Raw genomic sequence first — 25,563 nt, 5'->3', positions numbered from 1 at the left:
ATACGCTCTATTATCATGCTACTACTACAATCTAGTGTGCCAACCTAAAAAATACCCCCAAACATAATGCTTGAGGGTATCATTCAACAGATTATATGTTTAGCTGAACTGTGTTAGCTCTTAAGTTTTTAAGAGCAGGGAGCTTTATCGCCCGGAGGGGTGATACATATTGGTTGCGTGCCAACGCTTTTCGATTCATTCTTGTCGTTTATAAACTCAAGGAACAAATAATAAAACTCATCAGAGGCAAGCTGGCTTGTTGGCACTAACCCATCGTTGATGTACGACGGTAAGTTTAATGAGTAAGTGATCTCACCTGACACGCCACCAATCGTCTCGGACACAATGTCAAACTGTTGCCCCGTGCCTTGACCTGTGTAATCTTGTCGAAGAGCCCAAGAGCCTTGTTCAAGTCGACGTAGGTATATCTTAACGCCGTCCGGAACCTTACTGTTAGAGCTTGCATGGTAGTTAAACGTCACCTCCATTGCTTGGTCGATAGGATTCGCGCGTGTTTTGTATTTCCAGTCATTGTCTAAACTAATTTGGATATCAGTATAGTTCTCAACATCTAGTGATATAGAATCCGTTATATTCCCTTGCACATCACTTCCATTTGCTGTTGCGACAATATCAACTTGGCCAGCGCTCACACCATATACGACACCTTGGCTATCGACAGTGGCAATGTTGGAATTAGAGGTTTTCCAAGTGACACTCTCATCATCTGGTTTTTCAGCCGGATCGCTAGACTCTAATTTTGTTGTTAGAGAAATATTGTTCCCCACGTAGAGGGGGTCATTATTGTCATTTATCTCGATCCCAGTTACGTAAATTGGGCTGAAATTACCAACCAAAACTTGTATTTCTGCAGAGACATCCGGCGATTTATCTGATGTTATTGTGATTGTCACTTCTCCCTCTAAATGTGCCGTAATTATGCCATTGTAATCTACTGAGGCTATAGATTGATCGCTGGATACATAGTTAACAGCTGGATTAGCATTAAGTGGCGTGAATGTGGGTAGCACGGCATAGTTATCGCCGATGCGTAACTTTTTCTCAGAGCGCTCCAGCTCAATCGCGGTTGGTACAGGAGCCAAACCATCTTTTGTCCTAAGTGTTCCGTTCAGACTGGGCTTTACAAATGACACCGTTTCACCATTGCGCCAAATGACGGTTGCTTTGTTGATTTGTTCATAGTTGCCTAAACCAAAATGAGTTAGATTCATAACACTTTGCGAAAACACTTCACCACGAGAACCAACTCGGTGCGTTGGAGTAGTACCAGATGCAGTTTCTAACACAACGCGAGCACCAAGTGGATCGATATTGGCAAAAGGGCTGTAGCCCACATCAATATTAATATAATTGCCGACATCGGTGGTCGCGTTTTCGTACAAGTACCACATGCCTTCTTCATTGCTACCGTTTAGAAGATCTACTTTACCGTTTCGGGAAAAATCGAATGCCTGACCCATATCACCATGCCCTTGGTCACTTGCATCATGAGCTCCATGGATTGTAGTGGTTTCAAAGTAATCGTTTCCTGTGTTGACTAATAGTAAGTCAGATATGCGCTCTTTAAGAAAACCATAACGGTGTATAAATAGATCGTTATAGCCATTGTTGTTGAAATCAGCATAGGTTACGCCCCAATGGTTGCCTCCTAGTGGTAGGTTCCACTCTTGTGTTGCGTCAACGAAGCGGTCTCCTTTATTAATGAGTAATACATCGTTGTTGTTGCGGTTTGTTGGGGACCACTCAGTGTTTACACTGGTTACATTTTCCAGTGTAAAAGACACATTCCAATAAACATTTTGGTTTCTAACCCACTCAGCTTTCCACTTACCTTCTCCTATATAACCGATGTAAATGCCGTTTTCATCTCGTATTTCCGGGAATCCATTGGCTTCAACTGGTGAAATGTCAAGTGAGTGGGGCGCATCTTTCATATCCGGGTGGAGTTGACTTTCTTGAAAGCCTGTTGCATAAACCCAGTGCTTTTCTTTGGAATTACCTAGGAAAATAGGATATCCGTCATTATATTGACGATAGACTAAATCTAGTTCATGGAGAGTGATAGGGGCGTCAATGTCGGCTGTCATTTCAACTAATGTACGACCTGTTTCACCGTCATCTCGAATGTCTAACCGACGGCTTGCGGGGTTAAAATCATAGGACTTACGAGACATTTGATATTCAGGCAGGCCGCGTGACAAATAAATATCAAACAATCCATTATTGTTAAGATCTACTTCTGCCGCTGCTTGCACTTGGAACAGGTTACGAGCACTTTCTGGCAGCCATTCCTCGGTAACATTGGTAAATGTAAAATCGCCATTGTTTTTCCACAAGGTCGTTGGAGAAAATAGAAGAAGATCCTGTTTTCCATCATTGTCAAAGTCCAACACGAGGACTCTTTCTGCTTGTGTGGATTCTATGCCGGCTACGCGGACTTGATCAAAAGTACCATCGCCATTGTTCTTGTAAAAGAGCTGAACCGGGCCGTCATAATTAGGTGTTGTCGCATTTACGAGTACTAGGTCCAATAATCCATTGTTGTTAAGATCAACGAAGCGGGGTGAACGGCCACGTGCAGGGGTATTTATACCGCCGTTATTCGGTACTTGTACAAAGTTGCCACCTTCATTTTTGAATAAAATATACGACGATGGACTTGTGCCATTGGCACCGCCCATTGCCAACATGAGATCCAGATTGCCATCTCCTGTGTAATCACCTAAAGCAGTGCCGTGGTAGTCTTGTGCGTAAGGAAATAACGCTTGGATGTCGACGGTATTTCCAGAGTGATTCGTCATCACTTGAGGAGCGATATAGTTGTGATTATTGAGAATAGCATCATAAAAACCATTGCCATCGATATCACCAACGGAAGGACCGCCATATTTGTAAGTAACGTTTGTATCTAGACCGATTTCATCGGAGCTATCTGTAAATTCAGGGAGCGTTACTCCTTCTAATGGTGTGGCTGTAAATGTTTTAACGCGGACAGACCCCGTTCTAACAGCGATGGTAAATGGTGTTTCATCTTTCGTTTGAGTTTCAACATTGCTTAGTTTGGTGATCAGACGAAGAGAGTGCTCGCCGGAGCTCGGAATATCAACTTGATCCAGCAATATACGATTACCTTGTAATACCGAAATAGATGCATACGCAGAGTCGATAACGACATCAATCTCAAACACCTGTGGTAAGTTAGGTGATTGAACGTCGACATTCACGTTGATATTTTTTCCAACTTCAACCGTTGTCGGTAGTGTTACCTGGTTATCTGGTTGATCATCAGGTAGAAAATCACTGTTATTCGAACTACTTTTGCAGCCCAATGCAGTGCTAATGGCTAGTGCTAATAGTCCGTAGCCAATGTCTTTTCCTGTTAATGACATTTTATTTCCTTATGTTAAGTAGTTATGTCACTAATTTAGCTCTTTCAGTATAATTGGTCTGTGATCCCTGTCTTTTGGTTGACTAATATTGGTTATGCATTAGCTTTAAGTGTGATATAGATCGCTCTGCTGGTTGGATGTTATCTGTTTTTGATTTTTATGTGGGTGTTTGTTGGAGTTGAAGGGACTTTTAACCCAATGCCACCTAGATTTAGAACTAAGAAGGATGTCGTTTTGTTCAACCAATTTTGAGTGTGATTTTCAATACATAAAAGGTGGCAAGTGAAAATGAAACGTTATCAAATGTACGTCGGTGGTGAGTGGGTTGACGCAAAAAATGGGCAAGTCGATACGGTTATCAGTCCTTGCAATGAAGACGTTATAGCCGAAATTCAGAATGCAGACGAAACGGACGCTGAGCGAGTATTATTGGTTGCTAAGAACGCTCAATTTGAATGGAAAAAGCGGCCAGCCAAGCAACGAGCCGATGTACTTCGTCGCTTTGCTCAGTTGATTCGTGACAATAAGCAAAGATTGGCAAGGCTTTTGGTTATAGAGCAGGGTAAATTGCTTAAGGTGGCGTTGGGCGAAGTTGAAGTAACGAGTACCTTTATTGAGTATGCGTGTGACTGGGCTCGTCAGATGGATGGTGACATTGTTCAATCAGACAATGAAAATGAACAGATTCTGATTCACAAAATTCCACGTGGCGTAGTTGTTGCTATTACCGCTTGGAATTTCCCATTGGCTCTTGCTGGGCGTAAAATCGGCCCTGCGTTGGTTGCGGGTAACACTATTGTTGTTAAGCCAACATCCGAGACGCCTTTAGCGACACTCGAATTGGCGTATTTAGCTGAGCAGGCTGGTATACCAGCTGGTGTCTTAAATATCGTAACAGGAGGCGGCCGTACTTTAGGAAATGCGTTAGTTGGACATAGATTCACCAATATGGTCTCTATGACCGGAAGTACGCCAGCGGGTCAGTCAATTATTCAAGCATCGGCAAGCAATATGGCTCACGTACAACTTGAGCTTGGAGGTAAGGCGCCATTTATCGTTATGGAAGATGCAGATCTTGAATCCGCTGCGATAGCAGCGCTGCATTCGCGTTTTGACAACTGTGGTCAGGTATGTACCTGCAATGAACGTATGTATGTACATAACAACGTCTATGATGAGTTTATGCGTATCTTTATGGCGAAAGTGGAAGCGATCAAAGTTGGAGACCCAATGGACCCTGCGAGTGACATGGGGCCTAAGGTGAATGCTAGAGAGCTAGCGCATATGGAGGAGCTAGTAGCGCAAGCAGTTAATGAAGGTGCAACGCTTTTGTATGGTGGTCAACGCGTTCGAGGTGAAGGTTTTGAGAAAGGTTTTTGGTTCCAGCCAACTGTCCTTACTGATGTAACTCAATCTATGACAATTGTTCATGAGGAAGCGTTTGGGCCGATCCTTCCAGTTATCAAATTTGAGAGTTTTGAGGAAGTGTTGGGTTATGCCAACGACAGCGATTATGGCTTGGCTGCAATGGTCTTCACGCAGAATATGAAGTATGTAAGTCGATTGCTACGAGAGCTTGAGTCAGGAGAGGTCTATATTAACCGTGGGCATGGAGAGCAGCATCAAGGCTTCCACAATGGATATAAACTGAGTGGTACCGGAGGCGAGGATGGTAAGTATGGTTTTGAACAATACCTAGAAAAGAAAACTTTCTATATCAATTACAATTAATTCAAACGAAGAATGAACCAAAGCGGCCAATAGGCCGCTTTTTTTATATCAAGTAGATGCTCATTTGGTTAACGATTGATTGATGTTTGTAACCCAATGATACAAGTTGATTGCATATCCATTGCGTGAATCAGTTTATGGTGTAACTGTTATTATGTTGGCATCACAGTTTATTGATTTATAATGCCTTTTTATGAGGGTGGTTCTGTGAGCTAGTCCCTGTTTCTTGCTATTTATCGTACGCAAAATGCGGTATCGGTCAAATATTATCGCTTAAATTTCAATGTCACGACAGAATTGTTAGATGCATCACTAAAAATTGGGTGACCAATGTGTAGAATTGTCGATGTTATGTAGTAATTGGTAAAACAGTGGGGTGTTGTTCAGTAAGTTTTGAGCGATGATATTAGTATAGAACACATTAATTGTATGACTTTTATGGGTAAAAAAATGAAAAGGAAACTTCTTCAATTATCTATTGTTGCTGTCGCCATTAGCGCGGTATGTTCACCAGCAATGGCTGGTGACGCAACGTATGTTGATGGTCTTAAGTACTCTGGCTATGGTCGTGGAGCCATTGGTGCTACGAATGATAGACTACTCAGCCGTGAGTCAGAAAAAGCTGACAACGGAATGAATATCATTCAAACGGCTGGAAACCCTTATAAACCAACAGGCTCTCTTGGTAATCGTGGTAGCCAGGCTGAACTTCACTTTGATTATGGCGTGAATGCTAATGATATGAATTGGGTGACACATGTCAACCTATTCACCGGTGCTCGTGAGTTTAATGACCCCGGTCGCCCTGCATCAAATTATTTGTATCTAGATGAGTGGTGGGTCCATGGAACGGGTGTAATTGAATCAAATCCTAATGCTGCACTTTGGATGGGTAAGCGTTATTACGGACGTTATGAGGGAAGGCTTAACGGATTTCAGCATGTGAACTCTGATGGAACGGGGGTGGGCATCGACAATTGGGATCTTGGCTTTAGTAAGTTCAATATTGCGGTTGTCAAAGATGGCTTTGGGAAACATACCAACAAGTTCTGCACGGAATGGAATCAAAGTGATTGGAGCTGTACCAGTGAGAATGGTTGGGGTGGGTCGTATTTTACTATGACGTCAAAGCTTCACGGGATTGATGTGACGGACGATATCAAAGCTGATGTGTTTGGTTCATATCGAACGTATTTTGGCTCTGATAAAGATATGCGTGCCCATGAAGGCAATGGCGTTTATGGCTTATCAGCTAAAGAAACACACCCTGATGGATACCAAATTGGATTTGCTCTAAAGCAAGGCCAGTGGGAAGGCTTTAATGAATTTGTCGTACGCTACGGAAATAAAATGCCAACGTCGAGTACACAAAGTTGGTTGCACATTCCGAGTTATCAAATTGGCGGCTTTTTCCAAGGGATGCAAGAGTTTGGCGAGCATTATCGATTGGAGTATCAATGGTCTCATGAGTCTGCGGTCTATAACGATAACGTAAATACTGCGTCAGTGAATAACGACCTTCCATATGACTCTACCACTTGGAATCAAGGTGTTTTACGAGGCACTTATAAGTGGAACCAGCGCTTTTCCACAAAGATAGAGCTTGCTTATGACCAGATGGATTTTGACGTAAAAGGCGGTAAGGGCGATAGCGGCACTAACTCATCCTATAAAATGACGTTGGCTCAAGATATTCACATTGGTGGTAATTACTGGGACCGTCCCGTGATTCGATTCTTTGCTACTTACGGGAAGCTGGATACAGAGACAACCGCTTATTCAAACCTTTCTTCGTGGCGTTCTGAAAATTCAATTCGTTTTATAGATTCTGTTGGTCAACGAGACGCAACTACGGTTGGTGTAATGTTTGAAACCTGGTGGTAATGATCTCATCGCGGTAATCAAACTGGATACCGCAACCTTCATCTCTTTAGGATATTAATGATGAACACAAGTAAAACTAAAATAGCTGTTATGCTATCTACTATTTTGGTCGCTGCGTATGGCTGTAAATCGACTCCAACATCTGATGTGAGTTTCGGTGATAATGGTGCAGAACTTGCTGCGACATACCCTGACTTTGAAACTGATGCGTTCTTTAAGTCATCGGCAACGGACCATGCGATAGCAAAAATGGTTTCTGGCACCGGTGTAACTGCTGGAGATAAAGCGATTCAAGTTGATTTTGAATCTGTTTCTGACGCTAACAAATATAAATATTGGCCGAATGTTAAGTTTTTCCCAGAATCTGGCGCTTGGAACTGGAACTCTAAAGGAAGCCTGAAAGTCGATGTGACTAACCCAACGGATAAAGCGGCTAATATTATCTTCAAGTTGGTGGATAACGTGGGTCAAATGGGGGCTGAAACCAACCAACTCAACTATGCGGTAAATATTCCTGCTGGTGAAACTCAAACTGTTGAAATGTTGTTCAATGGCGGTTTGCGCAAACTGGATGGTTACTGGAATGGTGACAACCTCAATCTGCGTAAATTAGCAGAGTTGCAAGTTTTTGTTCAAGGGCCTATTGATGCTCAAACCATCATTTTAGATAACCTTGAATTGGTGAATGCAACGGGAGACTTTATTAGCGCCGAAGAACAAGTCATTGATGTTGGTCCGGTTCCAACCATTGCTGCCATCACGAACTTTGAGAATGGCGAGAAAACTTTTGTTAGCAAGGAACGCAGTAATGCAACGGCGGCAAAAGTGGTCAAAACTACCGAAGGCGCGGGCTTAGAGGTTGATTTTTTTGCAACAAATGCGTATCCGAATATCACATTTATGCCGGAACAGCCTTGGGATTGGTCTAAAGAGGGTGATTTTAACTTAGCATTTGATATCGAAAACCCGACTGATGACGCAGTGCAAATGTTTGTTCGTGTCGACCAAGCAGAAAACTCTAATTGGGGTGGTACGGCTGATGGGGTTAAAGACAGTATGTCTAGTTACATGACATTACTGCCCGGGAAAAAAAGTACCTACTACATGTCTCTGCGTCAATTGAGTGAACATGTTGTCTCTGGCATGCGAAGTGAACCGCCAAAGTTATCATATGATGCGCAGGCGATAAGCTGGGGCTGGGGTGAAAGCAATCTTGATATTGCGAATATCCATAGCGTCCAACTTTACCTTCAAAACCCAACAAAAGACTCGAAGATCGTCATTGACTCTATTCGCTTGGTACCTAATTTAGATGCTGATACGTCTAGATATACAGGTATTGTGGACAAATATGGTCAGTTTACAGGTGATGATTGGGAAGAAAAAATTCATTCGGATGAGCAGCTGAAGAGTGCGGGCCAAGAGGCGTTAGCTAACTTAGGTAATGTACAGCCAATGGCTGACCGCTGTAAATTTGGAGGATGGAAAGATGGCCCTCGACTTGAAGCTACAGGATTCTTCCGTACAGAAAAAGTGGATGACAAATGGACACTGGTAGACCCAGAAGGCTGCATGTTCTTCATGACGGGTTTGGACAATGTGCGAATGGATGACACTGTGACCATCACGGGTATTGATTTTGACGACCCTAAAGCAAGACAAGGTGGTCACCTTGCGTCGAAGCTTCGTCATTCGATGTTTGAGTGGTTGCCTGAAGATGACGATCCGTTAGCAGCTAACTATGGTTACGCTGGATACGTTCACTCCGGTGCACTTAAGCAAGGGGAAGTGTTTAGCTTTTATCGTGCCAATCTGATGCGCAAGTATGACACAGATAAAGAAAGTGCAATGAAGATCTGGAAAGATGTAACGTTAGATCGCATGGTGGATTGGGGTTTCACCACTCTGGGTAACTGGATTGATCCAATGTACTTTGGTTCGGAACGTGTCGCGTATGAAGCACATGGTTGGATTTACGGAGACCATAAACGCATCAGTACTGGCAACGATTATTGGGGACCAATTCATGATCCGTTTGATCCAGAGTTCAAGAACAGTGCACGTGATATGGCAAACGAGGTGGCTTCTCGTGTGAAGGACGATGACCAATGGCTCGTAGGTGTGTTCGTTGATAACGAAATTAGTTGGGGCAACGTAATGAACGAAGCAAACCACTTCGGTCTTATTGTGAATGCCCTGTCTTATGATGTTAAGGACAGCCCAGCGAAGAATGCTTTTTCAGAATATCTTAAGTCTAAGTATTCAACAGTAAGTGCTTTGAACGCGGCATGGGGTAGCAATATCGCATCGTGGGCTGAGTTTGATAGGTCATATGACTACCGCGCATCGCTCACTTCTGGTATGAGAGCTGACTATTCGGATATGTTGCAAATGCTATCTGAACAGTATTTCTCGATTGTTCGCACGGAAATTAAACATGTACTTCCGAATCACCTCTATCTTGGTGCTCGATTTGCAGACTGGGGGGTAACTCCAGAGATTGCTCGTGGTGCAGCTAAGTATGTTGATGTCATGAGCTATAACCTTTATGCCAATGATCTTAACGATGGTAAGAAGGCGCACTGGAAAAACCTACTTCCTGAGTTTGACAAGCCAAGCGTGATTGGTGAGTTCCACTTTGGCGCTGTGGATACAGGCCTGTTCCATGGTGGTATTGTGACTGTTTCAAACCAAAAAGAGCGAGCTGAAATGTATACCAACTATATGGATAGCATCGTGGAAAATCCATACTTCGTCGGAGCACACTGGTTCCAATACCTTGACTCTCCAGCAACAGGGCGTGCATGGGATGGTGAAAACTACAACATTGGCTTTGTAACTATAGCTGATGAACCCTATGTAGAGCTTATTGAGGCAGCGAAGCAGTTTAATGCTGATCTTTACACAAAGAGATTTGGGAAATAAGTGAAATCAAGAGTCGGTAAACTTTACCGACTCTTGTTGACAAAAGGATTAAGGTAATGAAAATAATGAAGGTTAGTTTATTAGCTGCACTGATCGGATTATCAGGGAGTGTGTATGCTGCAGAAACGGTCGTTGAATCTTTTTCTGGTTGGGATGTTGGTGCGACGGTAGATAATGATTCAAATGTAGCTAATGTGGTATCTGATGAGTTCTCGAGTGACAACGATGGTCAGTCATGGAAAATAACGTTCACATCTACTTTCCAGGGTAACACGATATGGGGAGACTGGGATTGGTCGAACGAAAAAACGTTTAAGGTAGATGTCCTAAATAAAACAGCTTCAGATCAAGAGGTTATAGTAAAGCTCATTGGAAAAGGCACCGACTGGACTGAATCTTACAACCTGTATGGTGGTGCAACATTATCTTCAAGCGATGAGGCACAAACAGTAGAAATTGATTTGGATGCTACCACTGCAGGAGAAAATTTTTCAAAGACCGGCGTTGGTGGTATTCAAGTAATGCTTGGTGCTGACCCGACGCAAACCGTAGATATCTATTTTGACAATATTCGCGTGGATGACGGCGTTGACGAACCCGAAGCACCGGGTGGGCAAGATCCTGATTATGTTGTTATAGAGTCTTTTGGCGATTATGAGCTTGGGTACGTCATTGATGATGCAGCTACATCAGATAGCAATATGGTTTCTGGTGATTACTCTAGCGACAATGATGGAAAGTCATGGAAAGTAGACTATAGTGACGCATACCAAGGCACAAGTATGTGGGGTGAATGGGACTGGGGTGAGCACAAGACCTTTGAGTTCGATGTGATCAACAATTCAGGTGAGACGGTAGACGTTGTGATTAAGCTAATTGCTCAAAATACAGACTGGAGTGATGCTTACAATTTGTATGGTGGTGCAACACTCGATTCGAGTACTGAGCCTCAAACTATTCAGGTTGACTTGGATTCATCGGTTGCCGGTGCAAACTTCACCAAAGGTGCCGTGGGTGGTATTCAGTTTATGTTAGGCAAAAAGCCAACGACGGGCGTTTCAGTTTACTTCGATAACATTCGCGTCTCGGGTGACGAAGAAGGAACGCTTCCACCAAATCCAGATAATCCAGTATACATTAATGCAGGTAGTGTTGGAGGCATAGCTCTTCTTACCCTAGCTCTTTTTGGTCTATTCCGCCGTAAATATTAATAAAAAATAGAGGCAGTTTTCTAGCTGCCTCTAATTAGTACTCTACCGCTATAGTTCCTTTTTATTACTCCTATTTTTTTATCTGTGGACTCTCGTATGCTGTATAGAAAGGCGCTGTCCGCGTTTGCAATTATGTCGTTTGTTATTGTCTCACTTGTTTCTGTCCCTGCTTTGGCGGAGATTCGTACACCGATGACCTTTCCGGGTAGAGATGATCTCATCTATGACATTATTCACTTGGCTCTAGAAAAATCGAATGCGCCTCAATCTCTTATTCCCTCTAGCGAGTATTACTCTGATGCACGATTAGTTGAAGAGGTAAGAAATGGGGATGTTGATCTAATTTGGGCTGGCGCATCAACCGAATTACAATCACAATTAAAAGCGATAAAAATACCAATTTTCAAAGGCCTATCCGGATATAGAACATTTGTTATTGAGCGCTCTCAGCAGAAGTTATTTGATAATATAACGAATCTTGAGCAGCTTAAGGCAAGAACCGCTGGATTAGGACGATTCTGGACTGACACATTAATACTTGAAGCCGCAGGGATCACAGTAATCAAACCTGTGAAAGCGGATAGCCTCTTTTATATGCTAGATGGACACCGATTTGACTACTTGCCGTTAGGCGTTCACGAATCGCAGGGGGTAGTAGATACTCAGCAAGCTGACGGCCTTAATTTAGTGTTAGAAAGTAAGCTATTACTAAAATACCCATCGGCTATGTACTTCTATGTAGAAAAAAACAATCAACAGCTTTATGACTTATTAAATAGTGGTCTCGAAAAAGCTATCAGTGATGGGTCTTATGATGAGTTGTTTTACCGTTCAGAAATAATAAGAAAAACTATTATAAATAGCAATATAAATGGTAGGAGGGTGATTGAAATCAATAACCCATTCCTTCCCGACGATATGCCTTTGCATCGTGAAGAACTGTGGTTAGATACTGAACGTTAGATAGGAAAGTACAAAATGAAGCAAAGCTTAAGTAAAACTCTCACTTTATTTCTATTTCTTATTGGGAGTATGGGAATTCTTGTTGGAAGTGGCTTATCTTATTGGAACGTGAAAGAACGTTTAGAACTAAATCACGATGAAGAAGTCACCGCGAAAATTCAGCTAGCTGAGGCCGCACTCGTTGAGGCTATTTTTGTTTACGACTTTGAACAAGCCCAAGCGATAGTGGATGCGTTGGTGATGACGGAGGCAGTTAGCTACATCAATGTTGTCGATCAGCGCAGTAAACCTATTGCTAATACTGGAGCGACAAATAGCCGTCTTTCGACACTATCGCACAGAGTTAAACGAGGTGGCGATGTTATCGGGGCAATCGAGCTTCAGTTTGATTCAAGTTATATCAACGAGAGATTGATGAATGAAATTACAATGATGGCAGCAAGTATCGCGCTTACTCTTGTGCTTGTTATTGTTGCTATCTATTTCTTTATGCGAACTATAGTTATCCGTCCTATTAATGATGTCTCTACTTCTTTGTACAAACTGTCCTGTGGTGCAGCGGACCTGTCTCAGCGCATACCTACAAAGCATGACAATGAAATTGGAAAATTAACGAATAATTTCAATCTGCTTATGGATAATCTGACAGATATGTTAACTCAAGTGGCTGACGTGAGCGGAAATATAGATGACATTTCAAATGTATTGTCTGCTTCCGTTGAGCAGTCAAGAAGAGATGTGTTATCTCAACAAACAGCTATGCAATCCGCTGTAACCTCATTGGAGGAAATCAGTGCATCTGCAGATGAAGTCTATCGTAACGCTGAAACAACCCTAGACCAAACGCAACAGGCGCTTTCCTATTCTCATAATGGTGTTGAAATGGTAATCCAGAATGGAGGGTTGGCTACTCAGCTGTCAGAGCAAATAACTGATACAGCTGAAAGTATCGACGTTTTGATTCGATCTTCAGAAGATATCGGCTCTGTAGTTGAAGTTATTCTGAATATAGCGGAACAAACAAATCTATTAGCGTTAAATGCGGCGATTGAAGCCGCTCGAGCGGGAGAGCAGGGAAGAGGTTTCGCCGTAGTTGCCGATGAGGTAAGAGCGCTTGCGCAGAAAACACAAAACTCAACGTCAGAGATAGAGAGCATCGTATCTAACCTACAAACTAATGCAAAGCACGCCTCAAAATCTATGCAATCTAGCCTCGGTTCGTCGCAAGAGGTAATGAAAGCGGCAACGTCATTGACCACAATACTTGAAACGATTTCTGCGAATATTAAGGCGATTAGTAGTATGAATGGTGAAGTTGCAGTAGCGACTAAGCAGCAGAGTCAGGTCACAAAGATGGTCGTAATGAACATCGATGAACTTAACACTCTCTCGGGATCAATTGCTAGCAGTTCCAATGATCTTGAAGACAAAACAGAAGAGCTAAATCGTTTTAATATTGAGCTGAACCAAAGTATAAGCCGATTTAATATGTAGTTAAAACTAGGTAGTGGAGGGAGATGATACGGTAATATTTTTTTGACATGTTTACCATGTGAAGATCTTTGTTAAATTGTAAGTCATTAAATTTATTGGCAGCCAAGGTAGTAAAAAAGGGGCGAACTATTGCAGTATTTAGGTTTCTGTCCTCTAAAATTATAAATTGCGAGAACAACAATGATAGGAATACAAACGAAGAAATTAATTTCGGTTAGCGGGCTGTTTTTTATAGTAGCTTGTTTTTCTGGGCTTAGTTATGGCTCGGAATCGAAAGTAGAAAAGATACTGGGCGATTTAACCTTGGAAGAGAAAATTGGTCAACTAAACCTGATTAGTATTGAAGGGCAACCCACTCAAGAACAGGTTGAGCTTATTAAATCAGGCTTGGTTGGCAGCGTTATTAAGTCCCATGGTGTTGCGGATATCCGACGAATTCAAGATATCGCTGTTAATCAGTCCCGAAGTGGCTTGCCAATACTATTTCAAGAAGATGTCATCCACGGGTATAAAACGATAGCTCCAGTTCCATTGGCAGAGGCTGCTAGTTGGGATATGGATGCTATCAGGCGTTCCGCTGCAGTCGCAGCACGAGAAGCGGCTGCCTCAGGTATCAATCTAACTTATGCACCCATGGTCGATATCACACGTGATGTTCGTTGGGGGCGAGTTATCGAAGCTGCTGGCGAGGATCCTTACTTGGGAGCAAGGATCGCGGAAGCGAGGGTTAGAGGTTTTCAGGAAACAGGGAAGGACGCATATCAAAACCTGCTTAGTTGTGTTAAACACTTTGCCGGATATGGTGCCGCGTTGGCGGGTAGAGACTACAATATCCGTGATATTTCAGAACGCGAGTTGAGAGAAATTCATTTACCACCTTTTCAAGCTGCATTTGATGCAGATGTTGCATGCGTGATGGGAGCTTATACCGCGTATGATGGCGTCCCTGCGACCGCTAATACCCATTTGATGAAAGATATTCTGAGGAATGAAATGGGTTTTACGGGATTGGTAATGACGGACTGGGAAACGATCCCTAATCTGGTGAAAACGGGTATCGCTTCTGATACCAAAGCCGCTACTATCATGGCAATGAATGCTGGATATGATATGGATATGGTATCGCGTAGCTACATATCGTTGCTTCCAGATCTTGTTGAAGAAGGGCTTGTTACCGAGAAAGCGATAGATGAGTCTGTACGTCAGGTTCTCAGGCTGAAGCAGAAGGCCGGGTTGCTTGATGACCCCTTCATGTTTCTTGATGAAGAACGAGAATATCAAGAGTTGCTTTCGGATGTGAATTGGAAAACGGTCCGCGACATCGCGACTAAGAGTATGGTCTTGTTAAAAAATGATGAGTCAATTCTTCCTATTTCGAATGAGACTAAGTCCATTGCGATCATTGGGCCTTATGCCAAGGCTGATAGGGACCTACTCGGGTGGTGGCACGCAAAGGGCGAAGCGAGTGATGTTGTTACCTTCTATGATGGGCTTCGTGACCAACTTCAACCTGATGTTGTATTATCTTATGCGAAAGGTGTTCAAATCGATGGCTTTGCTAAAGTTGGAGCTGACATGATTTCTGAAGCGGTTGCTATTGCTGCTCAGTCGGAGTTAGCGATTGTGGTCGTAGGCGAGGATTATTGGATGAGTGGAGAAGGTGGTTCTATCGCATCGCTTCACTTGCCAGGCCTCCAAGAAGAGCTAATCAGAGAAGTGTACAAGGTGCAACCTAATTTAGTTACAGTTGTTGCTTCAGGTAGGCCTTATGTGTTGACTGATGTCGTTAAGCACTCTAAAGGAGTCTTGCAAGCTTGGATGCCAGGAACAACCGGGGGCGAAGCGTTAGCGGCCATTCTTTTGGGGCAAGAAAGTCCGTCTGGTAAGCTTCCCGTGTCGTTTCCTTACCATACAGGACAGGTGCCAATTTTCTATAACTACAAACGCACGAGCCATATATTCGATGCTGGACCGGATGATAACAGATACACTACGACATTTCGAGATGTGCCATCAGAGCCACTTTTTCCATTTGGTTTTGGGTTGAGCTACACCGACTTTGAGTATTCAGAAGTCAAAATGAGTCAAAAAGAATTGATGGCAGCTGAGTCTTTGACAGCTAGTGTTACTATCAAGAATACTGGTGCTCGTGCGGGGAGGGAAATTGCCCAACTTTATATAGGAAGCGAGGTTGCTAGCGTAACGAGGCCATTGATGGAATTAAAGGGCTTCCATTCAGTTGAGCTTTTACCAGGAGAACAAACAACGGTTGAATTTCCTATAACTGTGGATATGTTATCTTTTATCGGTACAGATAACACACAGACAATTGAACAAGGTGTTTTCAATGTATATATTGGCTCCAGTTCTACAGATACAAGAAAATCGACGTTTAAGTTAAATCTTTAGGTATTGAATATGATAAGTTAATTGGTGTTAAGAAACACAATGACGTCTTGAATGATAGCTTTAACATAAATTAAAGGCCACAGTCGGGTGGCCTTTGACTCGTTATGGCCTTTTGATCCTTTCGCTATGATGGAAATTTTGTAACCTAGCAGAGTTGATGGCTCGATTGTATGCGTGCCATAAATCCCGCATTCTAACCAGTCCCAGTCCGTTTTAAGATCTCATCTTAATCAACAAGTAGGTAAGCTCATGCCTAAACAACGCAGCGACCACGAATAGCAAATGTAACCTTCCTCAAAAAACTGATCGCTAGTAATTAGGAGTTTTCCGTTTAAACCAAAAAAATGAAAAAATCACGCTTTACAGAATCACAAATAGTTAAGATTCTTAAGGAAGTAGAAGGTGGTTGTAAGGTGAATGACGTTTGCCGTGAATACGGGATTTCAGACGCTACTTACTACAACTGGAAATCAAAATATGGCGGTATGGAGGCTTCCTATGTGAAGCGCATGAAGAAACTTAAGGTTTAAAATCAATGGCTTAATAATATTTTGCAGATTTCAGTTTTGAGGTCCGTATCGTAAAAGATATTCAGGAAAAACGCTGTAAAGCCAGCGGTTATTGGCCTTATCTTTAGGCTTGTATGGCCGTGCTGGCATGACTGCGGTTTGATAGTGGTAGGCGAGCTGGCGGTAACTGTAGTTAAGCTGAGGCTCATAACGATCGGTTTTGGTGACAGCAGCCTTGAGATTATCGGGGACCAGTAATGAAGGCACACCACCGAAGTGCTCGAAGGCATTGGCATGTGCCTCTAACCAGTGCTCCAGCCTTTGGCTTTCACAGGCTTCGACATAGGTGTAGTTTGAAGCGCCCAGTGTTGCCACGAAGATTTGAGCGTTGCGAACTTCTCCTGTCTCCGGATTGATAATTGGGATGGTGGGCCCACAGTAATCGATAAAGAGCTTGTCTCCGGCCAGATGGCTCTGGCGCATACTGCGCTTTTGCTTTTTAAGCCAACGCCGATAGTGCTCACAGTACTGACTGTATCGATAAGCTCGCTCTTGGTGCTCAGCGACATATTCCTCCCACAGCAACTGCTTGGTCATTGGAGGACGACGCAGTTCTTTGTGGATATAGCTAAAGTTTGGCATCACCTTGCTAGCAGATGTGGTTTTATCACGATACAGCATTTGGGCAAGTTGAGCTTCTGAGTGGTTGTCTGGTAACGGCCAACCGATGTCGTGGTGTTCAAAACGAGTGAGGATCTCGGAGATCGTTGACCGGCTTACCTTCGTGCAGGAAGCAATTTTTCGCAGTGATAGGTGACACTCGTATTTGAGGCGCAATACCTCTTTGATTTTGTCCATAGACGTTCTCTTTTTCGGCATTCTCACTTCCTTGCTGCATTAAAATCGACAGCAAAGATTGTGAAGTATTGATTTAAAAGAGAAAAGATTGGTATTCCGGAGTATCCGGACAAGGTTTCCGCTAAATCGGACAGTGATTCCGGAGTTAGGCCAAAATCGTCCGGATTAAAACGGAACAGGTGTCCGGATTAAAACGGAATGTGCGTCCGGATAATACCGGAATAGGTGTCCGGTTTGCTCCGGCGCATGCACAAGGCGAGCCAGTTTCTTTTTCAATTCACGGATTTCAATTTGTTCTGGTGTCATTGGAGAGGCTTTAGGTGTTTTGCCCTGACGTTCTTCTTTTAACTGACGAACCCATTTATCCATCGTTGATTTACCAACATTCATCGCTTGAGCCGCTTCAACAACAGTATAGTTTTGGTCGAGAACGAGTTGCGCAGCCTCTAGCTTAAATTCAGCACTAAATATTCTTCTTTTACGTTTTGTCATTGTGTCACCTGTTAACTTATGAGGTGATGATATCACCTCTAACTAGGTGGCCAAATTCACTATGCCACTACAATTAGACCTATCTGAGTGTTCGCTATATATCAGCGCTATTTGATATATAATGTAAGCTCGCCCCGTGGGATCGTAGTTCGCTCTCTTATCACTGGAGATTTGCTTGCTGCTACTATTTAAGAAGTAAAAAAGCCCCTCGAAAAAAGGGGCGAAGGACTCTGAGGTTACCACTAGCCCCAGATCTTCAAAAGTACTAAACTTCGTATTCGGCAATTTTCTCCCAATCGAACTCGACACCAATGCCTGGGTTGTTTGGAGCAATTGCACGGTGGTTATCAACCACGAGAGGTCGATTAGTGTATTGGTCAATTGGAAAACTATGCACTTCAAGCCAGCCAGTGTCGAAAGCGGAGACCAAGCTGACGTGAAGTTCTTGCATGCCGTGCGTACAAACGGGGATGCCAAATTTTGTTGCGAGAGTTGCGGCCTGCAACCAACCTGTAATGCCACCACAGTTTGAAGCATCAGGTTGGATAAAACCAAGCTTTGCTTGATTCATTGCGTAACCAAACTCGTGGATGGTATGCAAGTTTTCGCCCATTGCAAGAGGTATCGAGGTGTTATCGGAAATCTTAGCGTAACCTAGGTAGTTGTCTGGGATAGTAGGCTCTTCAAACCAGGTGATATCGTACTGTTCTACGGCCTTAGAAAGCGTGATGGCTTGTTCTACTGTGAGTGAGTAGTTAGCATCAATCATGAAAGTCACGTCAGGACCGATAAACTCTCTCACTGCTTTGATGCGGTCGATGTCTTCCTGCATGTTTTCTCGACCGATCTTAATTTTGACGGCATTAAATCCACTGTCCAAATAACCCTGGATATTGTTGAGGAGCTTTTCCAATGGAAACTGTAAATCAATGCCACCACAGTAGGCCTTACAAGTATTGTTCTTGCCGCCTGCCATTTTCCAAAGAGGTTGGTTTTCTCGCTTGCCTTTCAAATCCCACAGCGCAATATCCACACAGGACATTGCAAAACTAGAGACCCCACCGCGCCCAACGTAGTGAATATGCCACTCCATAAAATCATATATTTCATCAATGTTAGTAGCGTCTTTTCCTAGCAATGCTGGTTGTATATCGTGCTCTAGCATTGCTTTGATTGAGTACCCGCCTTTGCCGCCAGTGTAGGTATATCCAGTGCCCTCACTGCCATCTTCCAGCGTGATTGTTGTCGTAATGAGTTCGAAATGGTCATGATCCCCATGTTTGGCATCTGATAGCACTTCTGCTAGAGGGATCTTGAATAGCTTGGTTTCGATGTGTTTGATAGTAGTGTTCATATTGCTCTCTGCGTTCCGTATATTTAAGCGACAGATTCAACGACATCGCGAATCAATGTTTCAATATCATCCCACTTACCTTCTTGGATTAGCTTTTTGTCTACCATCCAAGTGCCTCCACAAGCTAATACCTGTGGGATAGCCAAGTAATTATGTACATTTTTCGGGTTGATTCCACCAGTAGGCATTACTTTAATTGATGGGTACGGTGCTAAAAGGGATTTCAACATGTTTAATCCACCAGATGCCTCCGCTGGGAAGAACTTAACGGTGTTGATGCCCAATTCCATGGCCTGTTCAACAAGCGATGGACTGTTGATGCCAGGGATTATTTCAATATTATGTTTTTGACAGGCTTTTACTGTATTTGGATTCAAGCCAGGAGAAACGATAAAGTCTGCACCAGCCTCTTTAGCCAAAACGACTTGATCTTCATTTAAGATCGTTCCCGCACCTATCAACATATTAGGGAATGACTTTCTTAGTAGCCGAATCGATTCGGCTGCAGCATCTGAACGAAAGGTGATCTCTGCTACGGGGAGTCCATTTGCTACGAGTTTTTCACCCAAAGGCAAGATGTCTTCTGCACGATCAATCGCGATAACTGGGATAACTTTAAATTGTGAAAGTTGTGCGTTAAGTTTAGACATATAAATATCCTTAGATTAAAAGGTTCCAGCAAGACGCGATTTTACTTGTTTAAGGGTTGGTAATGGCGCAACTGCACCATATCCAGTGATTGTAATAGACGCGGTTGCGTTGGCATGCGCTAAGCATTCTTCGAGGGAAAGGCCATTGACAAAATGAGTACAAAACGACCCAGCAAATGAGTCCCCTGCCGCAGTGGCGTCCACGGCGGTGACCGTGTGAGGCTTGATTTGAAATCTCTGATGCTTATCAGCGACAGTTGCCCCATTACTGCCTTGTTTTAGAACCACTATTTTTGCACCCAAAGCTAGGTAGTGATCTATGATCGCATCGGGCTGCTCAATACCAGTAATCAGCTGTGCTTCATCGATACTTGGAAAGCAGATATCAACGCTAGAAATTGTCTCTTCGATAATTGCTCTTGCTCGTTTTAATGACCAAAGTTTTAAACGTAAGTTGGTATCGTAGGAGACAAGTGTGTTGTGCTTTGTTGCAATGTCAATGGCTTCGAATACAGCATCGCAGCTGCTTGAGCTAATAGCTTGTGTTATTGCGGTAGTATGCAATAGTTGGGCTCTTTTTACCGCTTCCACAGGAATATCCTGAGGTGATATGAGAGACGCAGCAGAATTCTTTCTCATAAATGAGAAATGATGGCCTTGCTCATTGTGCGTTATGAAATACACACCGGTGTGAGCTTTGGGGTTAGAAACAACTTGATTGGTACTTACTCCTTCTTTTTGCCATAATTCCAAAAAACGCTTACCGAATTCATCATCTCCAAGGTGCGTCAACATTCCAACATTTGCGCCTTGTCTCGCTGCTGCGATAGCGAAGTTCGATGCGTCTCCACCAAACCCACTTAAGAAGTCACCACCTTGTGTTACATCCCTAAGCTGACTAAATTCGAACATCGGTTCACCAAAGCTCAGTATTTGGGCGCAATTTGCTTCCATTTTGGTTATCTCACTATTCATAATTTATTCTCATTCCAAAAGAGAGTAGGCCTATAGTTCTACTCCTGGTTGAACTATCGACTATATTAAATCTTACGCGCCGCATGGTCAACCAATTGCTTGTAGAAGTGTTAAGGCTGGTTCATGTTCCCGCCTTGCGGTTAAGTTGTTGTTATGCATGGTCATAATTGATTATTGTGTTGTTGTTTAACTAGGTTGCATATGTGGGGTGTTAATCTGGCTTTGTTTTTTTAACTTAATTGGTCGTCCAATACTATTGTATTGGTCGTGCCTATGTGTTTATAATTGACTGAAAACGGCAATTATTGGGCCGTTACGTTACATAATGGTCAATAAATCGGGCTTTGCAAATGACATCATCAAATACTATTTCGGACGCAAGTTTCACGTCTAAGACAACATACGATCGAGAGAAACTACAGACAAAGATTGTGCACTTGGGCTTTGGCGCTTTCCACAGAGGACATCAAGCGGTTTACAACGACTTGACGAATGAAGAGAGTGGTGAGCTATGGGGCATTTGTGAGGTTAACCTATTTGGGCCCTCTGATCTAATCAATGATCTTAAAGCTCAAGACGGACTATTCAGTGTGGTTGAAAAGTCAGCAGATTCTACTCACTCGCGTCTGGTGCGCACAGTATCCGAATCAATTCATACGCCGGACGAGGGCATCGTTAAAGCGATTGAAAAAATGTCGGAACCTCAGGTGCGAATAGTTTCGCTGACGATCACAGAAAAAGGTTACTGTACGGATCCTCAATCTGGGCGTTTGGATTTGACTAACGAGTTAATCAAGTTTGACTTAGCTAATCCAAGAGCACCAAAATCGGCGATTGGTTGTATCACAGAGGCGTTGCGATTGCGAAAAGACAAGCAATTAGCCCCTTTTAGCGTGCTCTCTTGTGACAACATACCGGAAAACGGTTTGTTGACGAAAGAGGCGGTTATTTCTTTTGCTAAGGCAATTGATGCCGAGCTTGCTAAGTGGATTGAAACCGAGGTCACATTTCCAAGTACCATGGTTGATCGAATTGTTCCGGCAATGACAGAAGATCAATTTGATGTTTTAGAAAAGGAAACGGGATATCGCGACCCATGTGGAATTGTGTGTGAGGACTTTAGACAGTGGGTAGTAGAAGACAATTTTGTTGCCGGAAGACCTGACTGGGATAAAGCCGGAGCGATGTTTGTTTGCGATGTTCTACCTTATGAAGAAATGAAACTTCGCATGTTAAATGGAAGTCATTCATTTCTAGCTTACAACGGAAGTCTAGCTGGTCATGAATTCATCTATCAATGTATGCAAGATGAATCACTGAAAAAAGTAACCATTCGTTTGATGAAACAAGAGCAAGCAAAGTCGCTACAAGAAGGATTAGAAGTTGACCTCGATACTTACGCGGACTTATTAATCCAGCGCTTCTCTAATGAAAATATTAAACATAAGACTGGGCAAATCGCGATGGATGGTTCTCAGAAGTTACCGCAACGTTCTATTGACCCTTATATGGCGTTACAAAAGCGTGGTGTCGAGAGGGTTTGTTTGCCACTCGCGATTGCAGGCTGGATGCATTACACGTTAAAGCAAGCGGCAAACGGTGAAACAATCTGTGACCCATTAGAAGCTATTTATAAAGAAATCTCAGCAGCCGATGTCGAATTGAAACAGAAAGCGGTAGCTTTGCTATCGATTGAAAAAATCTTTGGTACGCATAAGCAAGATAACAGCGAGTTCACAGACCAAGTTTTAACTGCATTCACAGAAATCGAATCAAAAGGAATCAAGAATATTATTGATTCCGTGTCAAAGAATTAAGGTATAGCTATGAAAACACTTATTTGTAATGAACCAAATCACATTGAGTATATTGAGCGCGATGTCCCTGTGCTCTTACCTAACGAAGTATTGCTAAAGATAAATGCTGTTGGAATCTGTGGCACAGATATTCACGCATATGCCGGTCGTCAACCATTCTTTTCATACCCTCGTGTTCTGGGACACGAGATTGCAGGCATCGTTGAGAAGGTTGGTGAGAATTGTACCAAGATTGCCGTTGGAAAGCGTTATTCGGTTATCCCGTGTGTTCCGTGCGGAGTGTGTTCTGCATGTAACGAAGGCAAAACAAATTGCTGTGAAAATGTTGCGCTTTATGGTGTTCATCGTGATGGTGGTTTTTCCGAGTACCTTGCCGTTTATGAAAACAATTTAGTTGAGTTACCTGACAGCGTAACAGACTCTGAAGGAGCGCTTGTAGAGTGTTTTGCCATCAGTGCTCATGCAGTTCGCCGGGCAGAATTAAAAGAGAACAACAATGTGGTGGTGGTTGGTGCGGGCCCTATTGGTTTGGCAGCTGCTGCTATTGCAAAAGCAGAAGGCGCGAATGTTGTAGTTGCTGATGTTGATGCAGGTCGTCGTGCACAAGTAGAAAGTAAGTTAGGGCTTACTGCATTGAACCCGCTCGAAGATAGCTATGTATCAGAATTGAAGAATGCGTTTGGTGGTGAGCTAGCTTGTGTACTTCTTGATGCGACAGGTAATAAAGGTTCAATGAGCCGGAGCGTCGAACTTATCCGGCATGGTGGTAAGATCGTATTCGTAGGTCTTTATATCGGTGACTTGGTCATCGATGACCCTACGTTCCACAAAAAAGAAACGACATTATTAAGTAGCCGTAATGCTACGCGCGTTGACTTTGAACGCGTAATTGAATTGATGGCGTCGGGTGCCATCTCTCAAGAGATTATGAAAAATAAAGACTATGACTTTGCGACATTCGGCAATAGCTATAAGCAAGATGTTGTTGAAAATAAAGAACTGGTTAAAGGCGTTATTAATTTTTAAGGGAGAAGATCATGTCTACTGTTAATGTTATGCCTGAAGAACTTAAATCGCTGGCCCTGAATAAACTATTGAGCGCTGGACTTCTAGAAGAAACAGCACGAGAAGTCACTGATGTTTTGGTTCATGCTGATATTACCGGAGTCCATTCGCATGGTGTAATGCGAGTTGAACACTATTGTAATCGCCTGAAACAAGGTGGTCTAAACGCGAATGCAAAGTTTAGTATTGAACAAATATCCCCATCAGTTGCTGTGTTAGACTCTGATGACGGTATGGGTCATTCTGGACTGATTGCTGCGACTAAACATGGTATTGAATTAGCAAAAGAGACCGGAATAGGTTTTGTTAGTGTAAAAAATACATCGCACTGCGGGGCATTGTCCTACTTCATGGAGAAAGCAACGAGTCAGGGTATGATTGCTATCGGCATGACCCAAACGGACACTTGTGTAGCCCCTTATGGTGGTGCTGAGCGCTTTTTGGGAACTAATCCCATTGCGTTCGGCTTTCCGGTAGAGGGTGGTACGCCAATGATTATTGATATGGCAACAAGTGCCACGGCATTCGGTAAGTTGCTGCATGCGAAAGAAACCAATCAGCCGATTGGTGAAGGGCTAGCCCTTGATTCTGAGGGTCATATAACAACGGACCCTCACAAGGTTGAAAACCTGTTGCCGTTTGGTGGACATAAAGGTTCTGGTATTGCTTTGGCTATTGATGCACTTACTGGTGTTCTTATGGGGGCTAATTTTGGTAACCATGTCGTACGTATGTATGGTGATTATGACAAGATGCGTAAATTGGCTAGCCTAGTGATTGTGATCAATCCAGAAAAATTAGGCAACCCATTGTTTGCCGTTGCTATGGCAGCGATGGTCGGGGAGTTGAGAGCTGTAAAGCCGGCTCCTGGAACTGAGCAAGTGCTTGCACCTAACGATCCTCAGGTTGCGTATAAAGCCAAATGTGAGGTGGAAGGAATTCCAGTAGCACAAGGTGTATATGACTATTTAGCCAGTTAATTGATGGCTAAATATACTTAGTTTTAACTAAAACGCTTAGCCTAAGGTTAAGCGTTTTGTACTCTAATCTCCCGTCTAGGAAGGTGGTTGTTGTAAACTTAGGGGAGATGTTCAATTAAGAAAAATACCGAATAGGAAAGTTAAAAACTTTCCAATAGGTTAACTTTAATGCAGACGACGCAAGATCAAATCCTGCTCCAAGAAGAATAGTGGGAAAAGTGGTCAAGTTCGACTTCATAATCGTTTTGGCCTTGTTTTTGGTCGATTATGCATGACTGTTTGCAGGTGCAATACTCAATGGTCACTAAATCAAGGAGTAACGGTTAGTGCAACCCCGAAGCGTATATCATTAACGCTTCAGAGTCACTCTCTAACGGTTCACATTAGAACTTTTGGTAACGCGAGCATATTCGCCCATAGTAGTCATCCATATATTGTCTTCTGAGAACGGCTGGATAGCTACAGTACTCTGCTCGCCCGATATTGTAGCCCTCTTTATATGCCTTTCGGTTTTCAAACGAGAGTTCCGCAATCGTCTGCTGTGGGATTGGGTAGTAACCGACTAACGATTGTTTGTAACCATATGTTTTCCAAGCGTCACTTTCAGCCATTATATCTGGTGATGTTGAACAGCCTGATAAAACTATTAATGATGCTAAAATCCATAGAAATTTCATAACCATTTCCTCAAAACTAAAATGAAACCGTGTTTAGTACGAATAAACTACAACGCAAGTATCAGAAATTCATACTAACGGTTACTATCTGAAGGTAATACAGCCCTATCTTTGATGAACCGTTTTATTACCTAACAAGTATTGATGGTTTTCGTATAA

At 43.0% G+C, this 25,563-nt stretch carries 15 protein-coding genes and 3 pseudogenes; 11 read left to right on the top strand and 7 right to left on the bottom strand.

Annotation, left to right across the window (positions count from 1 at the left end; translation table 11 throughout):
• Positions 1-128: 128 nt before the first annotated feature.
• Entirely contained in the window at positions 129-3,410 is a 3,282-nt protein-coding gene (locus tag ACKLNH_RS17995) for an FG-GAP-like repeat-containing protein (RefSeq protein WP_413113640.1), read from the bottom strand.
• A 288-nt stretch (positions 3,411-3,698) separates the two neighbouring features.
• On the opposite strand from ACKLNH_RS17995, the gene aldA reads away from it, so the two are divergent.
• The 8 genes and pseudogenes from aldA to ACKLNH_RS17955 all read left to right on the top strand — a co-directional run.
• Positions 3,699-5,141, top strand: a complete 1,443-nt coding sequence (gene aldA, locus ACKLNH_RS17990) for an aldehyde dehydrogenase (protein WP_413113639.1) — start codon at positions 3,699-3,701, stop codon at positions 5,139-5,141.
• 450 nt (positions 5,142-5,591) lie between these two features.
• Positions 5,592-7,025, top strand: coding sequence for a carbohydrate porin (locus ACKLNH_RS17985; protein WP_413113638.1), 1,434 nt, complete (start codon positions 5,592-5,594; stop codon positions 7,023-7,025).
• A 90-nt stretch (positions 7,026-7,115) separates the two neighbouring features.
• Positions 7,116-9,950 (top strand): beta-galactosidase, encoded by a 2,835-nt coding sequence (locus ACKLNH_RS17980; RefSeq protein WP_413113637.1) that lies wholly within the window; start codon positions 7,116-7,118, stop codon positions 9,948-9,950.
• A 56-nt stretch (positions 9,951-10,006) separates the two neighbouring features.
• The gene (locus ACKLNH_RS17975; protein WP_413113636.1) at positions 10,007-11,161 is read left to right on the top strand and encodes a GlyGly-CTERM sorting domain-containing protein; all 1,155 of its coding nucleotides are present in this window, start codon (positions 10,007-10,009) and stop codon (positions 11,159-11,161) included.
• A gap of 96 nt (positions 11,162-11,257) precedes the next feature.
• Entirely contained in the window at positions 11,258-12,124 is an 867-nt protein-coding gene (locus tag ACKLNH_RS17970; protein ID WP_413113635.1) for a hypothetical protein, read from the top strand.
• Between the two features lie 15 nt (positions 12,125-12,139).
• Complete coding sequence (locus tag ACKLNH_RS17965) at positions 12,140-13,618, top strand: methyl-accepting chemotaxis protein (protein WP_413113634.1); 1,479 nt, start codon at positions 12,140-12,142, stop codon at positions 13,616-13,618.
• A gap of 180 nt (positions 13,619-13,798) precedes the next feature.
• Positions 13,799-16,027 carry a beta-glucosidase BglX gene (gene bglX, locus ACKLNH_RS17960; protein ID WP_413113633.1) on the top strand — a complete coding sequence of 743 codons (2,229 nt, stop codon included), beginning with the start codon at positions 13,799-13,801 and terminating at the stop codon, positions 16,025-16,027.
• A 344-nt stretch (positions 16,028-16,371) separates the two neighbouring features.
• Positions 16,372-16,551 (top strand): annotated as a pseudogene (locus ACKLNH_RS17955) (transposase); the annotation flags it as partial.
• A gap of 99 nt (positions 16,552-16,650) precedes the next feature.
• On the opposite strand, the pseudogene istA reads toward ACKLNH_RS17955, so the two are convergent.
• From istA to ACKLNH_RS17930, 5 genes and pseudogenes are all read right to left on the bottom strand, one after another.
• A pseudogene (gene istA, locus ACKLNH_RS17950) lies at positions 16,651-17,415 on the bottom strand (IS21 family transposase); the annotation flags it as partial.
• A 231-nt stretch (positions 17,416-17,646) separates the two neighbouring features.
• Positions 17,647-17,886 (bottom strand): annotated as a pseudogene (locus ACKLNH_RS17945) (transposase); the annotation flags it as partial.
• Positions 17,887-18,151: 265 nt separating this feature from the next.
• On the bottom strand, positions 18,152-19,240 hold the full coding sequence (locus ACKLNH_RS17940) for a 3,6-anhydro-alpha-L-galactonate cycloisomerase (RefSeq protein WP_413113632.1): 1,089 nt from the start codon (positions 19,238-19,240) through the stop codon (positions 18,152-18,154).
• A 23-nt stretch (positions 19,241-19,263) separates the two neighbouring features.
• Complete coding sequence (locus tag ACKLNH_RS17935) at positions 19,264-19,890, bottom strand: bifunctional 4-hydroxy-2-oxoglutarate aldolase/2-dehydro-3-deoxy-phosphogluconate aldolase (RefSeq protein ID WP_413113631.1); 627 nt, start codon at positions 19,888-19,890, stop codon at positions 19,264-19,266.
• A 15-nt stretch (positions 19,891-19,905) separates the two neighbouring features.
• Positions 19,906-20,865, bottom strand: a complete 960-nt coding sequence (locus ACKLNH_RS17930; protein WP_413113630.1) for a sugar kinase — start codon at positions 20,863-20,865, stop codon at positions 19,906-19,908.
• 350 nt (positions 20,866-21,215) lie between these two features.
• Here ACKLNH_RS17930 and ACKLNH_RS17925 point away from each other — a divergent pair, with 350 nt between their 5' ends.
• The 3 genes from ACKLNH_RS17925 to ACKLNH_RS17915 are packed head-to-tail and all read left to right on the top strand — an operon-like array spanning position 21,216 to position 24,727.
• On the top strand, positions 21,216-22,682 hold the full coding sequence (locus ACKLNH_RS17925) for a mannitol dehydrogenase family protein (protein ID WP_413113629.1): 1,467 nt from the start codon (positions 21,216-21,218) through the stop codon (positions 22,680-22,682).
• A gap of 9 nt (positions 22,683-22,691) precedes the next feature.
• A complete protein-coding gene (locus ACKLNH_RS17920) occupies positions 22,692-23,708 on the top strand; it encodes a zinc-binding alcohol dehydrogenase family protein (RefSeq protein ID WP_413113628.1) in 1,017 nt (338 codons plus the stop codon).
• An 11-nt stretch (positions 23,709-23,719) separates the two neighbouring features.
• Complete coding sequence (locus tag ACKLNH_RS17915; RefSeq protein ID WP_413113627.1) at positions 23,720-24,727, top strand: Ldh family oxidoreductase; 1,008 nt, start codon at positions 23,720-23,722, stop codon at positions 24,725-24,727.
• Between the two features lie 383 nt (positions 24,728-25,110).
• Here ACKLNH_RS17915 and ACKLNH_RS17910 read toward each other — a convergent pair whose 3' ends face one another.
• Positions 25,111-25,404, bottom strand: a complete 294-nt coding sequence (locus tag ACKLNH_RS17910) for a DUF2799 domain-containing protein (protein ID WP_413113626.1) — start codon at positions 25,402-25,404, stop codon at positions 25,111-25,113.
• Between the last annotated feature and the right edge of the window lie 159 nt (positions 25,405-25,563).

Source organism: Thaumasiovibrio clandestinus (genome assembly GCF_047250365.1).
GTDB lineage: Bacteria > Pseudomonadota > Gammaproteobacteria > Enterobacterales > Vibrionaceae > Thaumasiovibrio.
The sequence above is the reverse complement of the archived record's forward strand: the minus strand, read 5'-3'. Positions and strand labels throughout refer to the sequence as shown.

Coding starts and splice junctions, on each gene's coding strand:
- ACKLNH_RS17995 (WP_413113640.1), bottom strand. CDS start 3,410: ATGTCATTAACAGGAAAAGACATTGGCTACGGACTATTAGCACTAGCC.
- aldA (WP_413113639.1), top strand. CDS start 3,699: ATGAAACGTTATCAAATGTACGTCGGTGGTGAGTGGGTTGACGCAAAA.
- ACKLNH_RS17985 (WP_413113638.1), top strand. CDS start 5,592: ATGAAAAGGAAACTTCTTCAATTATCTATTGTTGCTGTCGCCATTAGC.
- ACKLNH_RS17980 (WP_413113637.1), top strand. CDS start 7,116: ATGCTATCTACTATTTTGGTCGCTGCGTATGGCTGTAAATCGACTCCA.
- ACKLNH_RS17975 (WP_413113636.1), top strand. CDS start 10,007: ATGAAAATAATGAAGGTTAGTTTATTAGCTGCACTGATCGGATTATCA.
- ACKLNH_RS17970 (WP_413113635.1), top strand. CDS start 11,258: ATGCTGTATAGAAAGGCGCTGTCCGCGTTTGCAATTATGTCGTTTGTT.
- ACKLNH_RS17965 (WP_413113634.1), top strand. CDS start 12,140: ATGAAGCAAAGCTTAAGTAAAACTCTCACTTTATTTCTATTTCTTATT.
- bglX (WP_413113633.1), top strand. CDS start 13,799: ATGATAGGAATACAAACGAAGAAATTAATTTCGGTTAGCGGGCTGTTT.
- ACKLNH_RS17940 (WP_413113632.1), bottom strand. CDS start 19,240: ATGAACACTACTATCAAACACATCGAAACCAAGCTATTCAAGATCCCT.
- ACKLNH_RS17935 (WP_413113631.1), bottom strand. CDS start 19,890: ATGTCTAAACTTAACGCACAACTTTCACAATTTAAAGTTATCCCAGTT.
- ACKLNH_RS17930 (WP_413113630.1), bottom strand. CDS start 20,865: ATGAATAGTGAGATAACCAAAATGGAAGCAAATTGCGCCCAAATACTG.
- ACKLNH_RS17925 (WP_413113629.1), top strand. CDS start 21,216: ATGACATCATCAAATACTATTTCGGACGCAAGTTTCACGTCTAAGACA.
- ACKLNH_RS17920 (WP_413113628.1), top strand. CDS start 22,692: ATGAAAACACTTATTTGTAATGAACCAAATCACATTGAGTATATTGAG.
- ACKLNH_RS17915 (WP_413113627.1), top strand. CDS start 23,720: ATGTCTACTGTTAATGTTATGCCTGAAGAACTTAAATCGCTGGCCCTG.
- ACKLNH_RS17910 (WP_413113626.1), bottom strand. CDS start 25,404: ATGAAATTTCTATGGATTTTAGCATCATTAATAGTTTTATCAGGCTGT.